The organism is Bacillus sp. FSL W8-0848 (assembly GCF_038007805.1).
Classification (GTDB): domain Bacteria; phylum Bacillota; class Bacilli; order Bacillales; family Bacillaceae; genus Bacillus; species Bacillus glycinifermentans.
Map to the genome: position 1 here is coordinate 153,735 of NZ_JBBOYB010000001.1, position 13,766 is coordinate 167,500.

Annotated in this window: 14 protein-coding genes and 2 rRNA genes (1 of these 16 only partly in view); 13 read left to right on the top strand and 3 right to left on the bottom strand. The window is 46.6% G+C overall.

Features of this window, described 5'->3' with window-relative positions; genetic code table 11:
- The first annotated feature begins 56 nt into the window (after nt 1-56).
- The 6 genes from NSQ39_RS00895 (at nt 57) to rpsI (ending at nt 4,297) form a co-directional block, all read left to right on the top strand.
- A complete protein-coding gene (locus NSQ39_RS00895; RefSeq protein ID WP_216899425.1) occupies nt 57-902 on the top strand; it encodes an energy-coupling factor ABC transporter ATP-binding protein in 846 nt (281 codons plus the stop codon).
- A complete protein-coding gene (locus NSQ39_RS00900) occupies nt 878-1,747 on the top strand; it encodes an energy-coupling factor ABC transporter ATP-binding protein (RefSeq protein ID WP_216899326.1) in 870 nt (289 codons plus the stop codon). The genes NSQ39_RS00895 and NSQ39_RS00900 overlap by 25 nt, the downstream gene beginning before the upstream one ends.
- Nucleotides 1,744-2,541 (top strand): energy-coupling factor transporter transmembrane component T family protein, encoded by a 798-nt coding sequence (locus NSQ39_RS00905; RefSeq protein ID WP_046128869.1) that lies wholly within the window; start codon nt 1,744-1,746, stop codon nt 2,539-2,541. Before NSQ39_RS00900 ends, NSQ39_RS00905 begins: the two co-directional genes overlap by 4 nt.
- A 10-nt stretch (nt 2,542-2,551) precedes the next feature.
- Nucleotides 2,552-3,295: a tRNA pseudouridine(38-40) synthase TruA gene (gene truA, locus NSQ39_RS00910; RefSeq protein WP_046128870.1), complete on the top strand. Its 744-nt coding sequence runs from the start codon at nt 2,552-2,554 to the stop codon at nt 3,293-3,295.
- A 151-nt stretch (nt 3,296-3,446) separates the two neighbouring features.
- Nucleotides 3,447-3,884 carry a 50S ribosomal protein L13 gene (gene rplM / locus NSQ39_RS00915; protein ID WP_046128871.1) on the top strand — a complete coding sequence of 146 codons (438 nt, stop codon included), beginning with the start codon at nt 3,447-3,449 and terminating at the stop codon, nt 3,882-3,884.
- 20 nt (nt 3,885-3,904) lie between these two features.
- Nucleotides 3,905-4,297: a 30S ribosomal protein S9 gene (gene rpsI, locus NSQ39_RS00920; protein ID WP_046128872.1), complete on the top strand. Its 393-nt coding sequence runs from the start codon at nt 3,905-3,907 to the stop codon at nt 4,295-4,297.
- A gap of 47 nt (nt 4,298-4,344) precedes the next feature.
- On the opposite strand, the gene NSQ39_RS00925 is transcribed toward rpsI, so the two are convergent.
- Nucleotides 4,345-4,803, bottom strand: coding sequence for a DinB family protein (locus NSQ39_RS00925; RefSeq protein ID WP_216899713.1), 459 nt, complete (start codon nt 4,801-4,803; stop codon nt 4,345-4,347).
- A gap of 114 nt (nt 4,804-4,917) precedes the next feature.
- Here NSQ39_RS00925 and NSQ39_RS00930 point away from each other — a divergent pair, with 114 nt between their 5' ends.
- The 4 genes from NSQ39_RS00930 (at nt 4,918) to NSQ39_RS00945 (ending at nt 8,976) form a co-directional block, all read left to right on the top strand.
- Entirely contained in the window at nt 4,918-6,456 is a 1,539-nt protein-coding gene (locus NSQ39_RS00930) for an SMI1/KNR4 family protein (RefSeq protein WP_046128873.1), read from the top strand.
- Nucleotides 6,457-6,570: 114 nt separating this feature from the next.
- Entirely contained in the window at nt 6,571-7,014 is a 444-nt protein-coding gene (locus NSQ39_RS00935; RefSeq protein WP_046128874.1) for a DUF2521 family protein, read from the top strand.
- Nucleotides 7,015-7,113: 99 nt separating this feature from the next.
- Nucleotides 7,114-7,827, top strand: a complete 714-nt coding sequence (cwlD, locus tag NSQ39_RS00940) for an N-acetylmuramoyl-L-alanine amidase CwlD (RefSeq protein ID WP_046128875.1) — start codon at nt 7,114-7,116, stop codon at nt 7,825-7,827.
- A gap of 87 nt (nt 7,828-7,914) precedes the next feature.
- Nucleotides 7,915-8,976: an Mrp/NBP35 family ATP-binding protein gene (locus tag NSQ39_RS00945; protein WP_175077146.1), complete on the top strand. Its 1,062-nt coding sequence runs from the start codon at nt 7,915-7,917 to the stop codon at nt 8,974-8,976.
- Nucleotides 8,977-9,023: 47 nt separating this feature from the next.
- On the opposite strand, the gene gerD is transcribed toward NSQ39_RS00945, so the two are convergent.
- A complete protein-coding gene (gerD, locus tag NSQ39_RS00950; protein WP_046128877.1) occupies nt 9,024-9,590 on the bottom strand; it encodes a spore germination lipoprotein GerD in 567 nt (188 codons plus the stop codon).
- A gap of 100 nt (nt 9,591-9,690) precedes the next feature.
- On the opposite strand from gerD, the gene NSQ39_RS00955 reads away from it, so the two are divergent.
- Nucleotides 9,691-10,290, top strand: coding sequence for a KinB-signaling pathway activation protein (locus NSQ39_RS00955; protein ID WP_046128878.1), 600 nt, complete (start codon nt 9,691-9,693; stop codon nt 10,288-10,290).
- Between the two features lie 4 nt (nt 10,291-10,294).
- Here NSQ39_RS00955 and pdaB read toward each other — a convergent pair whose 3' ends face one another.
- On the bottom strand, nt 10,295-11,059 hold the full coding sequence (gene pdaB / locus NSQ39_RS00960) for a polysaccharide deacetylase family sporulation protein PdaB (RefSeq protein ID WP_046128879.1): 765 nt from the start codon (nt 11,057-11,059) through the stop codon (nt 10,295-10,297).
- Nucleotides 11,060-11,396: 337 nt separating this feature from the next.
- On the opposite strand from pdaB, the gene NSQ39_RS00965 reads away from it, so the two are divergent.
- Nucleotides 11,397-12,946, top strand: a 16S ribosomal RNA gene (locus NSQ39_RS00965).
- Nucleotides 12,947-13,111: 165 nt separating this feature from the next.
- Nucleotides 13,112-13,766 (top strand): 23S ribosomal RNA (locus NSQ39_RS00970) (it continues 2,277 nt past the right edge of the window).
- Together the 16S and 23S rRNA genes form the textbook arrangement of a ribosomal RNA operon.

Here is a 13,766-nt window from a genome sequence, read left to right on the forward strand (position 1 = left end):
TTAACGAATAGTCAGATAAGCAGAGTTTTTAGATGAGAGGAGGCCGGATGGGCAAAATGAATCAAGAGCGATTGATAGCTGTAGAGGATATCACATTCCGTTACCAGAAAGACGCGGACAGTGCTGCGCTTGATCATGTATCGTTTCATGTTTCGAAAGGAGAATGGCTCGCGATCGTCGGCCACAATGGTTCAGGGAAATCGACGCTTGCCCGGGCTTTAAACGGCCTGATTCTGCCTGATGAAGGATCGATCGAAGTCGGCGGCATCAAGCTGACAGAAGAAACGGTCTGGGATGTCAGGAAAAAAGTCGGCATGGTTTTTCAAAATCCCGATAACCAATTTGTCGGGACCACCGTTCGCGATGATGTGGCTTTTGGTTTAGAAAACAATGGCGTTCCAAGAGAAGACATGGTGGAAAGGGTAGATTGGGCTGTTCAACAGGTGAATATGCAGGACTTTATCGATCAAGAGCCGCACCATCTCTCAGGAGGGCAAAAGCAGCGTGTGGCGATTGCGGGAGTGCTTGCCGCCCGGCCTGACATCATGATCCTTGATGAAGCCACTTCAATGCTCGACCCGATGGGAAGAGAGGAAGTGCTTGAGACGGTCAGACGGTTAAAAGACGAAGGAATGGTGACGGTCATTTCGATTACCCATGATTTAAACGAGGCGGCGAAAGCGGACCGGATCATCGTCATGAACGGCGGAAAAAAATATGCCGAAGGATCGCCGGAAGAAGTCTTCCGCCGCGATAAAGAACTCATTGAAATCGGACTTGACCTGCCTTTTTCCGTTCAGCTTGGCCGGCTCTTAAAAGAAAGAGGACTGGCTGTAAACGGCGATCATCTGACACAAGAAGGATTGGTGAATGAGCTATGGACATTGCGATCAAAGATGTAGAGCACCGATACCAGATGAAAACGCCTTTTGAACGCGTGGCGCTTTACGATGTCAATGCCGTGATCAACGAGGGAAGCTATGTCGCCGTTATCGGGCATACAGGGTCAGGGAAATCGACCTTGCTTCAGCACCTGAACGGGCTGTTAAAGCCGACGAAAGGACAGATCCGCCTCGGTGAAGAAGTGATTGAAGCAGGAAAAAAGAATAAGCACTTAAAAGCACTCCGAAAAAAAGTCGGCATCGTGTTTCAGTTTCCGGAACACCAGCTGTTCGAAGAAACGATTTTAAAGGACATTGCTTTTGGACCCGTCAATTTTGGGGTAAGCCAAAAGCAGGCTGAAGAAAAGGCAAGGGAAATGCTGAAGCTTGTTGGACTGCCTGAGGAGCTGAGCGACCGGTCTCCGTTCGAGCTGAGCGGCGGACAAATGAGACGCGTGGCAATTGCGGGAGTGCTGGCGATGGAGCCCGAGGTTCTCGTTCTCGATGAACCGACTGCCGGGCTTGATCCAAGAGGCCGCAAAGAAATCATGGACATGTTTTACGATTTGTACAAAAAGAGAAAGCTGACGACAATTCTCGTCACCCACAGTATGGAAGACGCAGCAGCATATGCCGACGAGCTGATCGTCATGCACAAGGGGACTGTAAAAGCAAAAGGAACCCCTCGCGAGATCTTTTCAAAAAGCGATGAAATCGCGGCTTTCGGCCTTGATATGCCGGAAACGGTTAAATTTCAAAAACGGCTTGAAGAGGCATTCGGCATCAGGTTTAAATCGCCGATCCTGACGATCGAAGAAGCGGCTTCCGAAATTAAAGCGCTCTTTCAGGAGGAAAATGCCCTATGATGGATAGTATCATTATCGGCAAGTATGTTCCTGGTTCTTCGGTTATCCATCGTCTTGACCCGCGTACGAAGCTGTTATCCATATTTCTTTTCGTCTTTATCGTTTTTTTTGCCAATAATACCGTAACATACGCTTTGCTCGGCGTGTTTACCGTTCTTGCGGCCGCCTTGTCGAAAGTCCCCGTCCGCTTTCTTTTAAAAGGGATGAAACCGGTGGTATGGATCGTGCTGTTTACGTTTCTGCTCCATATCCTAATGACGCGTGAAGGACCCGTCCTCGCCGATCTCCGCTTATTTAAAATTTATGAGCAGGGTCTTGTTCAGGGCATTTTTATTTCGCTTCGGTTTATTTATTTGATCGTCATCACGACGCTTTTAACGCTGACAACCACTCCGATTGAAGTAACGGATGGGCTTGAGCGTTTGCTCGGACCGTTTAAAAAACTGAAGCTGCCCGTTCACGAACTCGCTTTAATGATGTCCATTTCGCTTCGATTTATACCGACTCTTATCGAAGAGACGGATAAGATCATGAAGGCGCAAATGGCGAGAGGCGCAGATTTTACAAGCGGTCCGCTGAAAGACCGCGTCAAAGCGGTCGTTCCCCTTCTTGTCCCGCTGTTTGTCAGCGCCTTTAAAAGAGCTGAAGAACTGGCGACGGCGATGGAGGCGCGCGGCTACCGGGGAGGGGAAGGCCGTACGAAGTACAGGCAGCTGACATGGAAAGGGAAGGACACTGCCGTTCTCCTCATTTTAGTCATTCTTGCAGCCTTATTAATCCTATTGCGGACTTAGGTGATACATGATGAGAGTAAAGTGCACCATTTCATACGACGGACATCTTTTTTACGGTTATCAGGTCCAGCCTGGGCAGAGAACCGTGCAGGATGAGCTGGAAAAGGCGCTGAAAACCCTTCATAAAACGAAGGAGCGCATTCCCGTCGTTTCATCCGGAAGAACCGACAGCGGCGTTCATGCGGTCGGACAGACGATTCATTTTGACAGTCCGCTTTCCATCCCTGTGGCAAAATGGCCGTATGCTTTAAATGCTCTGCTTCCTGACGATGTAGCGGTCACGAAAGCGGAGGTTGTCGATGACCAGTTTCATGCGCGGTTTTCTGCAAAGAAAAAAGAATACAGGTACATGATTTACAGGGGAAGATACCCGAATGTGTTCAAACGCCATTACGCATATCACATCCCGTACGAACTCGATATGCAGAAGGTGGAGAAAGCATCGCGGTTTTTGGTCGGCACCCACGATTTCACAAGTTTTTGCACGGCCAAAACCGAGGTGAAAGATAAAGTCAGGACGATTTATGAGCTTGAATGGTCTGAAACCGAAGACGGCCTGCAAATGAGGGTCGTCGGCAGCGGATTCTTGTACAATATGGTCAGGATCATTGCCGGCACGCTCCTCCAAGTCGGTACAGGCAAATTTTCACCCGATGACATCGAAGGGATGATCGAAGCCAAAAACCGCGATGCGGCGGGGCGTACTGCACCGGCCCATGGATTGTACCTATGGAACGTCATCTATGACAACTAAACCAGGTGTAACATTTTCTTGACAGCGAGTACAGAAAGTTATAAGATATCATATGGTATGTATTTCAACCCCACGATAAGCCCCGGAAACTTATTGTGTTTTGAAATAGAACGTATTAGATTGAATTGAAGTGATACTAGGAGGGAAAATCATGCGCACAACACCTATGGCGAAAGCGAATGAAGTTGAACGTAAATGGTTTGTTGTTGATGCTGAAGGCAAGACTCTTGGACGCCTTGCTTCTGAAGTTGCATCTATCCTACGCGGAAAGCACAAACCAACATATACACCACACGTTGATACTGGAGACCATGTCATCATCATCAACGCTGAAAAAATCGAGTTAACTGGTAAAAAGTTGACTGATAAAATCTACTACCGTCACACTCAGCATCCAGGCGGATTGAAAACAAGAACTGCTAACGAAATGCGTACAAATTACCCTGAGAAAATGCTTGAGCTTGCAATCAAAGGCATGCTTCCAAAGGGTTCTCTCGGTCGTCAAATGTTCAAAAAATTGAACGTATACCGTGGTTCTGAGCATCCACATGCAGCACAAAAACCTGAAGTTTACGAACTTCGCGGATAATTAAAAGGGAGGTTACCAATTTGGCACAGGTTCAATATTACGGTACTGGCCGTCGTAAAAGCTCTGTAGCTCGTGTACGTCTTGTTCCAGGGGAAGGCCGTATCGTCGTTAATAATCGCGATATCAACGAATACATTCCATCAGAAGCGCTGATCGAAGATATTAAACAACCGTTAACTTTAACTGAAACAACTGGAAGCTACGATGTTTTGGTTAATGTTAAAGGAGGCGGCTTCTCCGGACAATCAGGCGCAATCCGCCACGGCATCGCACGCGCTTTGCTTGAAGCAGATCCTGAATACCGTGCGACTCTAAAACGTGCAGGTCTTCTGACTCGTGACGCACGTATGAAAGAGCGTAAAAAATACGGACTTAAAGGCGCACGCCGTGCACCTCAGTTCTCAAAACGTTAATTATGGCGTTTTAAAGGCTCTCAAGACTTTTGTCTTGGGGGTCTTTTTTATTGTTGCCGTTCTACATATGAAGCGGATACCGGAACACGGTTCATCTCCCGCGCCCAGACAGACATTTGTCCGATGTGATGAATTTCATGGGCGATCAAATGCCTTAAAATATCACCTTGTGTATAGGTTTCTTCCGACCAAGACGCTTTGACAGGCTTTTGTTCGGCTGCGCTGGAAAAATGAAAAACCACGCTCTCAACCTCGGGACGATACGCTTCAGAAAACCTGATAATGTGCTGAATCGACGGGTAGTCGGAAAACTCGGGAGTGAAGTCCGGCCTGTCTAAAATGGCATATATCCAGCTTACCTCAACATCGACAATATGAAACAGGTTTTTCAAAATGCTTTCCATACCGCCTGAACGCTTCTTTTCGATTTCCTCCGGCGGCTGCTTCAGGCACCAGTCAAACCATTCATCGCGAACTTGCCAATTATACTGAAACAAACCTTTCATCTCATGCTCACCTCTCCTAACATGTTCGGCTTTTCGCTCTGTTTCCCTTCCCGGATTGCCAAGGATACACATTCATGATGTAATTAGTCTTACAAAGCATTAAGGAGAGAAAAGATGATTCAAACAATGATGAAACAGTTGCATACTGAATTAAAACAACATTTCCGTCCGTTTTTGAATCCTCCTGCAACAGAGGAAGACATTCAACAAGCTGAAAATGAGATGGACGTCGCGTTTCCTGAAGAGCTCAGGGCGCTTTATCTTGCACATAATGGTGAAAAAGAATCGGGCCCCGGATTATTTTTCGGACTCCCTTTTCTTTCCTTGCAAGAAATGCTCACGGAGTGGCGAATATGGAAGGGGCTTGAGGGAGATGAAGAATTGGAAGAGATCGATGCATATTCGGTTCCGCCGTGCTGGATTAAAGAAACATATGCGAACCGCCGATGGATTCCGATCAGCAGGGATTACGGAGGAAATCATATTGGCGTAGACCTTGACCCTGATCAGGAGGGGAAAGCCGGACAAGTGATCAACTTCGGGCGCGACGAAGAAATAAAGTATGTCATTGCTCATAATGTGGCTGATTTACTGATCCATATAACAAATACGCTCAAAAATGGTCATTATACGATTGATGAATATGATGATGCCGTCAGCTGGAGCTACGGCAAAGAGGAAGAGCTTCATTTCCTGGATGCCATCCGTTCCATGGAACTTCCGGTGCTGCATGCAAGACCGCAGGAAGCCGATCTTGAACATGCGGACCGGTGGCTTCGCCAGCTGGACGATCGCTGGACTGCGATTGTGGAAACGATGGCTGAAAGTCCAAAGGCATTTTGTAACAAGATAAAGTTGCGTTTAGCTGGCAGGGAGCTGACCCACATTAAACCGCTATCAATCTGCACGGATATGAGGGAATTGAATTTAAGCGCAAATCGCATTCATGATTTAACGCCTTTGCAAAGCATGGTCTTTTTGAAAAAGCTTTATCTTGGAAATAACCCGGTAACAGACTTAACGCCAATCGCTCAATTGAAACATCTGCAGTATTTAAATGTGGAGAAAACAAACGTGACCGATTTGTCTCCGCTTGCGGATTTATCATCTTTGAGAGAATTGGATATGACGGATATTCAAGCTGCAGAATACACGCCGCTCAGTCACTGTAAAAATCTTGAGGTTTTAAAGGTAAATGTTTGCAACGAAAAGCAAATAAACGATATTTCTCAAATCAGCACGTTGAAACGATTATATATATGCGGAAGTGAACATGTAACCGAAGAAGAGATAAAAGCAATAGCAGGTTCGAAAACATTAAGGTCTATAACAGTTGAAAATATTACGTTAGAAAACGTTGATTTCTTAGGCACGCTTCATACGCTTCAAACACTAAAACTTATAAATTCGACCATTAAAGACGCAACTGCTCTTGCCGGTCTGGAACATCTGAAAAGACTGGAATTGGATGGTTCTGAAATCGCAAACCTTAAAGTGGTGGCGCAGTCGCCTTCGTTAGAGGAGTTTACCGGTTCTTTTGACCAATTTTATGTATTGAAGGACATATGCAAGAAAAAAGTGGATTTCTCTAAAGTAATTGGCGACATGTCTGAAGAAGAAGAGGAGATATGGAGCAGCTATGTAAGCGAATAGCTTTTCATCCCGCGGCTCCTAATATTTTCGGCTTCTTCCTCCGTTTCCCTTCGCCGCTTGAGCATGATTTCCCGCTCCTGATTGCACAATACAATGTAAAAAGGAGGCGGTGTTATGGGGACGGTATTATCCTTCATTAATGAAAAACAAAAAAAGCAGGTGAATCTGGAGAAGCAGCTTCTGCGGGAACTCTCTGTTGAAAAAATCATGGACATGGCAGAGGAATGCTTCGCACCCCTTTTTCACTTTTTTTCGAAGAATACGGATATTTTATATGACGGCTGTATTGATTTTGCGATTGAAGCATATTTGCTCGGCGCTCAATTCGGAAAGTTCGGCTATCACGGAGAGTCTGCCCGACAGGCGATGACCCGTTCTGAAAAAGAAGAAAAGGAGCTCCTGCACGAGCTTTATGAATATGCGCTGAGCTGGTCGGCCGCTTTCAATATTACCCTGTACGATGAAGGGCTCTATTATGCCTGTGAACGCTTTATCCAAACCTGGTGGAAGGAAGGCTTCAGCGAAAGGGAAAAGCGTTTCAAGCTCCGTCTCAGATAAGATCAGAGATTTCGAAAAGTACAATTTGCCGCTTTAGACCAATCATATTTCCTCTCCTTGTCCCATATCTTGTAGTAAGGACAAGCGGGAGGGAAAGGGATGAAAGAAAAAATAAAATGGCTCGGGTTTTTGCTCGGCTTTGTCGCTTTATTATGTTTGTTTCAGTATCAATTCAATAATGATGATTCGTGGAAATCATGGAATCTGCCGCTGAGCGGAAAAATCATCTACATTGATCCCGGGCACGGAGGTCCGGACGGAGGGGCATCAAGCGGAGAAACCCTCGAAAAAGACATCGCGCTTGAGGTTTCTTTAAGAATCAGGGATTACCTTCAGGAGCAGGGAGCTTTGGTGCTGTTGACGCGGGAAGACGATCGCGATCTCGCCCCTGAAGAAACGAAAGGCATGAGCCGAAGAAAAGCTGAAGATTTGCGGAAGCGGGTCGACATGATCAACAACTCGGAAGCTGATCTTTATCTCAGCATTCATCTGAATGCCATTCCTTCCGCAAGGTGGAGCGGTGCCCAAAGCTTTTTCTACGGACAGTACGAAGAAAACGAACGGGCAGCCAAGTTCATTCAGGATGAATTGAGACACAACCTTGAAAATACAAATCGTAAAGCAAAACGGATTCACGGCATTTATTTGATGCAAAACGTAAAAAAACCGGGGGCGCTTGTTGAAATCGGGTTTTTATCCAATCCCAAAGAAGCAAAACAGCTGGCAAAACCTAAATATCAGGACAAGGTCGCCGCTTCGGTTTATAAGGGCGTGCTGCGTTACTTTACAGAAGACAGGGACCCTCCTGAATAAGGAGGGTTTCTTTTTACGTCAAAGACACTATCAGGAAAGATATGCTATACTTATTTTGTAAACGAATACAACAGAGGGTGAGATTCAATGATGCGAGAAGACGATGTAAAAAAAATAGTCGGCGATTTGTACGAGCCTTTTCTTCAAAAGCCGCTTAAAGAGCTGGATGCTGTGAAAGACATAAGAATCAAGCCTGATAAACGGCATGTCAGCGTAAAAGTGGCGCTCGCAAAAACGGGATCTGCCGAACAAATGCAGCTTCAGCAGGAAATCGTTACACGGCTGAAGGAAGCCGGCGCTGAAACGGTAGGCCTGCGCTTCGAAGAGCTGCCTGAAGAAATCGTCATGAAATACCAGCAAACGTCTTCCGGACAGGAGAGAACATTGCTGAACAGTGAAAAACAGCCTGTCTTTTTAGCCGTTGCGAGCGGTAAAGGCGGTGTCGGAAAATCGACTGTTTCCGTGAACCTGGCTGTATCTTTAGCGCGGCTCGGAAAAAAAGTCGGGTTGATTGATGCTGATATTTACGGCTTTAGCGTGCCGGATATGATGGGAATCACCGTCAGGCCGACTATAGAGGGCGAAAAGGTCGTACCTGTGGAAAGGTTTGGCGTCAAGGTAATTTCCATGGGATTTTTCGTCGAAGACAACGCGCCGGTCATTTGGAGAGGGCCGATGCTCGGAAAAATGCTCAATAATTTCTTCAATGAAGTGGAATGGGGAGATGTGGACTATATTATTTTAGATCTTCCGCCGGGCACTGGAGACGTTGCACTTGATGTCCATTCCATGCTCCCGAGCTGCAAGGAAATCATCGTTTCCACTCCGCACCCGACCGCTGCCTTTGTCGCAGCCAGAGCAGGGGCGATGGCATTACAAACAGATCACGAAATCGTAGGAATCGTAGAAAATATGGCTTACTATGAAAGCGCCAAAACGGGCGAAAAAGAATATGTATTCGGCAAAGGCGGAGGAGAAAAGCTGGCGGAAGAACTGGGCGTTCCGTTATTGGGCAAAATTCCGTTAAAGCAGCCGGATTGGGATGATAGCGACTTTGCGCCGTCAGTTTACGACCAAAGCCATCCTACAGGTCTCATTTATATGGATATCGCGAAAAAGATCGATGAAACGATCAGCGAAAAATCATGAAAAAAGCTTCTTCCGGGGAAGAAGCTTTAACAGCGGACGGTTTACGTCTATTTTTCCCCGCCGCCTTCTTTCGCGGTTTCGGCAGCTGCTTTTTTCAGCTCGTCTTCAAATTGTTTCCGGTAAAGAGGGCTTGAAAGGGTTTCTGTTATCACTTCCTTAAGGTGGGTTCGGAATTCCCGGCTCCTGACCAGTTCGCCGTATTTTTTCGTCATTTCCGGATCCTGAAGGACGCCCATCAGCATCTTTTGGTAATCCGGATCTTTCATCAATTTTTTCAGCACGGCTTCGTGTTCATTTTGCATCGTTTTGGCGAAGCTGGAGGCAAATTTCGGATCTTCAAACACCGTCTTCCAAAACTCTGTTCCTTTTTTGGAAGTCAGCGTTTTTTCAACCGTATCTTTAACCGTTTTTTCATCCATTGCAAGCGTTTGATTCATTTTGTCATCATTTAATACGTCTTGAATTGCTTTTTTTCCGTCATCTGTTTTTAATATATCGACAACCATTTTTTTTGTTTCATCATAGTCCATTTCAGCTGCTTGGTCCTTGGGAGCACAAGCTGTTACAGATAGAAACAGAAAACAGCTTATCCATAGCAATGCGGATTTAAACATGCTTAAGCTCCTTTCGAAAACTCGTCTTACCTTTAATATGAATGTCTTTCATAAATTTATGCATTACAAAATATCGCACTTAGGGGTTGGGAAGTCTACAATGAAAAGCCGTAACCTTGTTCGATTTTTCTTTTCTGTTTTAGGAGTAGGCGCGCTGACGACAAGTATTATCGGTTTTGCCATAGAATGGGGAAGATACAAGGAGCTGTTTCTGTCGTTTGAGGTGTTGGAGATTCTCTCGGTTTTGTTTTGGTTTGTCGGGGTGGGCATGATTTTCAGCGTCATTGCCCAAATGGGGTTTGTGATCTTCTTAACGATCCACCGTTTTGCGCTTGAGATTTTCAGATCGCATTCTTTATGGAACTCGATACAGCTCTTTTTGATTATATTTGTAACGTTTGACTTGGTTTATTTGCGTTATTTGTTTTTCGGAGAGGGAAGCGGATCGATCGTTCCTTATATTTGGCTGCCGCTGTTGATCATGATCATCGGTCTTATTGCGGCTTACATGAAACAAAAACAGTCCTCGAAAAAAACGTTTGTTTCCGCATTGTTTTTAATGATCGTCTTTACGGTCATGGAATGGTTCCCGGCGTTAAGGGTGAATGAAGAGGACTGGCTATATTTAATGCTGCTTCCCTTGTTAAGCTGCAACGCTTTTCAGCTTTTAATGCTGCCGAAATTCCTAAGCCGTTCATAAACGTTTATTTGACCTCGGAAGATTTGGCATCGGTATTTGCAATTAATTCACTGATCGTTACATTTTTGAGCCCCTTGCTTCGCAGATGATGAATGATTTCAGGCAGAGCCTCTTCTGTCTGCTTTGCTGAATCTGAAGCGTGTAAAAGGACGATATCTCCGGCATTTACAGCGCCGCTCACGTTTTCAACAATTTTTTGGACTCCGGGGTTCGTCCAGTCATCGGAATTGATGCTGTAATGAACAATCGTGTAACCGTATTGCTTTGCGACATCGAGGACATCTTTATTAAACTGGCCTGTCGGCGGTCTGAGCAGCGTGAGATCTTTCAAGCCTAATTTTTGAAAGGAATGCTGCGCCCTGGCCAGGTCTTTTCTGATCTCGCTTTTTTTCATTTGAGAGTAGTTTTTATAAGCATATCCCATGTTTCCGATCTGGTGGCCGTCTTTTTGGATTCTTTTCACAACATCAGGATGACGTTCCGCCCATGAAGCCGACAGAAAAAAGGTGGCGTTTTTTATTCCGTTTGCTTTTAATGTATCTAAAATGGGTAAAGCTTTTTCATCTCCCCAGCTAATATTGAATGTAAGGGAAACCTCATTTGTGTCAGAATCCCCTCTATATATCGCCCTTGTCTCGCCGCCTGCAGAAAACACGGGAAGAGGGAGCATGTTCTGCACATAAAAAAAGGCTGCTGTAGCAAATGCGGCAATGATGATGATGATCAGCTGCTTGACCCGTTTGATATGCCACACATAAAAATGATTCACTGAAAAACTCCTCCTTGTCCATGCTGCTTTGTTTTCATCTTATGCTTGTATAAAAAAGAACATAACAATAATTCGCCTTTAGAAATAAAATAAAAAATATGGTTGACTTCGTGAGGTCGACCGTGATATATTATTAAACGTCGCTGATGAACAGCTGACATAAAAAAGCTCTAATGAATAATTTTTAAAAAAGTTATTGACAATAAAGAGAGCTTGGTGTTATATTATTAAAGCCGCTAAACAAAGCGGAAATGATCTTTGAAAACTAAACAAGACAAAACGTACCTGTTAATTCAAATAAATCGCACATAAACGTGCGTAGTCATTTTCAAACTTTTTTATGGAGAGTTTGATCCTGGCTCAGGACGAACGCTGGCGGCGTGCCTAATACATGCAAGTCGAGCGGACCGACGGGAGCTTGCTCCCTTAGGTCAGCGGCGGACGGGTGAGTAACACGTGGGTAACCTGCCTGTAAGACTGGGATAACTCCGGGAAACCGGGGCTAATACCGGATGCTTGTTTGAACCGCATGGTTCAAACATAAAAGGTGGCTTTTCGCTACCACTTACAGATGGACCCGCGGCGCATTAGCTAGTTGGTGGGGTAACGGCTCACCAAGGCGACGATGCGTAGCCGACCTGAGAGGGTGATCGGCCACACTGGGACTGAGACACGGCCCAGACTCCTACGGGAGGCAGCAGTAGGGAATCTTCCGCAATGGACGAAAGTCTGACGGAGCAACGCCGCGTGAGTGATGAAGGTTTTCGGATCGTAAAACTCTGTTGTTAGGGAAGAACAAGTACCGTTCGAACAGGGCGGTACCTTGACGGTACCTAACCAGAAAGCCACGGCTAACTACGTGCCAGCAGCCGCGGTAATACGTAGGTGGCAAGCGTTGTCCGGAATTATTGGGCGTAAAGCGCGCGCAGGCGGTTCTTTAAGTCTGATGTGAAAGCCCCCGGCTCAACCGGGGAGGGTCATTGGAAACTGGGGAACTTGAGTGCAGAAGAGGAGAGTGGAATTCCACGTGTAGCGGTGAAATGCGTAGAGATGTGGAGGAACACCAGTGGCGAAGGCGACTCTCTGGTCTGTAACTGACGCTGAGGCGCGAAAGCGTGGGGAGCGAACAGGATTAGATACCCTGGTAGTCCACGCCGTAAACGATGAGTGCTAAGTGTTAGAGGGTTTCCGCCCTTTAGTGCTGCAGCAAACGCATTAAGCACTCCGCCTGGGGAGTACGGTCGCAAGACTGAAACTCAAAGGAATTGACGGGGGCCCGCACAAGCGGTGGAGCATGTGGTTTAATTCGAAGCAACGCGAAGAACCTTACCAGGTCTTGACATCCTCTGACAACCCTAGAGATAGGGCTTCCCCTTCGGGGGCAGAGTGACAGGTGGTGCATGGTTGTCGTCAGCTCGTGTCGTGAGATGTTGGGTTAAGTCCCGCAACGAGCGCAACCCTTGATCTTAGTTGCCAGCATTCAGTTGGGCACTCTAAGGTGACTGCCGGTGACAAACCGGAGGAAGGTGGGGATGACGTCAAATCATCATGCCCCTTATGACCTGGGCTACACACGTGCTACAATGGGCAGAACAAAGGGCAGCGAAGCCGCGAGGCTAAGCCAATCCCACAAATCTGTTCTCAGTTCGGATCGCAGTCTGCAACTCGACTGCGTGAAGCTGGAATCGCTAGTAATCGCGGATCAGCATGCCGCGGTGAATACGTTCCCGGGCCTTGTACACACCGCCCGTCACACCACGAGAGTTTGTAACACCCGAAGTCGGTGAGGTAACCTTTTGGAGCCAGCCGCCGAAGGTGGGACAGATGATTGGGGTGAAGTCGTAACAAGGTAGCCGTATCGGAAGGTGCGGCTGGATCACCTCCTTTCTAAGGATATTATACGGAATGTAAGACCTTGCGGTCTTGCAGACAGGTGCGTTTAGTTCTTGTTTAGTTTTGAAGGATCATTTGATTCTTCGAAACGTGTTCTTTGAAAACTAGATAACGATTGTAAGACATTCACATGAATTTTCTGTAGTGATTCTTTTTAACGGTTAAGTTAGAAAGGGCGCACGGTGGATGCCTTGGCACTAGGAGCCGATGAAGGACGGGACGAACACCGATATGCTTCGGGGAGCTGTAAGCAAGCTTTGATCCGGAGATTTCCGAATGGGGAAACCCACTGCTCGTAATGGAGCAGTATCCATATCTGAATCCATAGGATATGTGAAGGCAGACCCGGGGAACTGAAACATCTAAGTACCCGGAGGAAGAGAAAGCAAATGCGATTCCCTGAGTAGCGGCGAGCGAAACGGGAACAGCCCAAACCAAGAGGCTTGCCTCTTGGGGTTGTAGGACACTCTATACGGAGTTACAAAAGAACGGGGTAGACGAAGAGGTCTGGAAAGGCCCGCCATAGGAGGTAACAGCCCTGTAGTCAAAACTTCGTTCTCTCCTGAGTGGATCCTGAGTACGGCGGAACACGTGAAATTCCGTCGGAATCCGGGAGGACCATCTCCCAAGGCTAAATACTCCCTAGTGACCGATAGTGAACCAGTACCGTGAGGGAAAGGTGAAAAGCACCCCGGAAGGGGAGTGAAAGAGATCCTGAAACCGTGTGCCTACAAGTAGTCAGAGCCCGTTAACGGGTGATGGCGTGCCTTTTGTAGAATGAACCGGCGAGTTACGATCCCGTGCAAGGTTAAGT

What these genes read in the sequence shown, in the direction of transcription:
- NSQ39_RS00945 (WP_175077146.1), top strand. Translation starts at nt 7,915, where the DNA reads ATGATGCGAGAAGACGATGTAAAAAAAATAGTCGGCGATTTGTACGAG.
- NSQ39_RS00935 (WP_046128874.1), top strand. Translation starts at nt 6,571, where the DNA reads ATGGGGACGGTATTATCCTTCATTAATGAAAAACAAAAAAAGCAGGTG.
- NSQ39_RS00900 (WP_216899326.1), top strand. Translation starts at nt 878, where the DNA reads ATGGACATTGCGATCAAAGATGTAGAGCACCGATACCAGATGAAAACG.
- NSQ39_RS00905 (WP_046128869.1), top strand. Translation starts at nt 1,744, where the DNA reads ATGATGGATAGTATCATTATCGGCAAGTATGTTCCTGGTTCTTCGGTT.
- rplM (WP_046128871.1), top strand. Translation starts at nt 3,447, where the DNA reads ATGCGCACAACACCTATGGCGAAAGCGAATGAAGTTGAACGTAAATGG.
- NSQ39_RS00930 (WP_046128873.1), top strand. Translation starts at nt 4,918, where the DNA reads ATGATTCAAACAATGATGAAACAGTTGCATACTGAATTAAAACAACAT.
- NSQ39_RS00895 (WP_216899425.1), top strand. Translation starts at nt 57, where the DNA reads ATGAATCAAGAGCGATTGATAGCTGTAGAGGATATCACATTCCGTTAC.
- gerD (WP_046128877.1), bottom strand. Translation starts at nt 9,590, where the DNA reads ATGTTTAAATCCGCATTGCTATGGATAAGCTGTTTTCTGTTTCTATCT.
- cwlD (WP_046128875.1), top strand. Translation starts at nt 7,114, where the DNA reads ATGAAAGAAAAAATAAAATGGCTCGGGTTTTTGCTCGGCTTTGTCGCT.
- NSQ39_RS00925 (WP_216899713.1), bottom strand. Translation starts at nt 4,803, where the DNA reads ATGAAAGGTTTGTTTCAGTATAATTGGCAAGTTCGCGATGAATGGTTT.
- truA (WP_046128870.1), top strand. Translation starts at nt 2,552, where the DNA reads ATGAGAGTAAAGTGCACCATTTCATACGACGGACATCTTTTTTACGGT.
- NSQ39_RS00955 (WP_046128878.1), top strand. Translation starts at nt 9,691, where the DNA reads ATGAAAAGCCGTAACCTTGTTCGATTTTTCTTTTCTGTTTTAGGAGTA.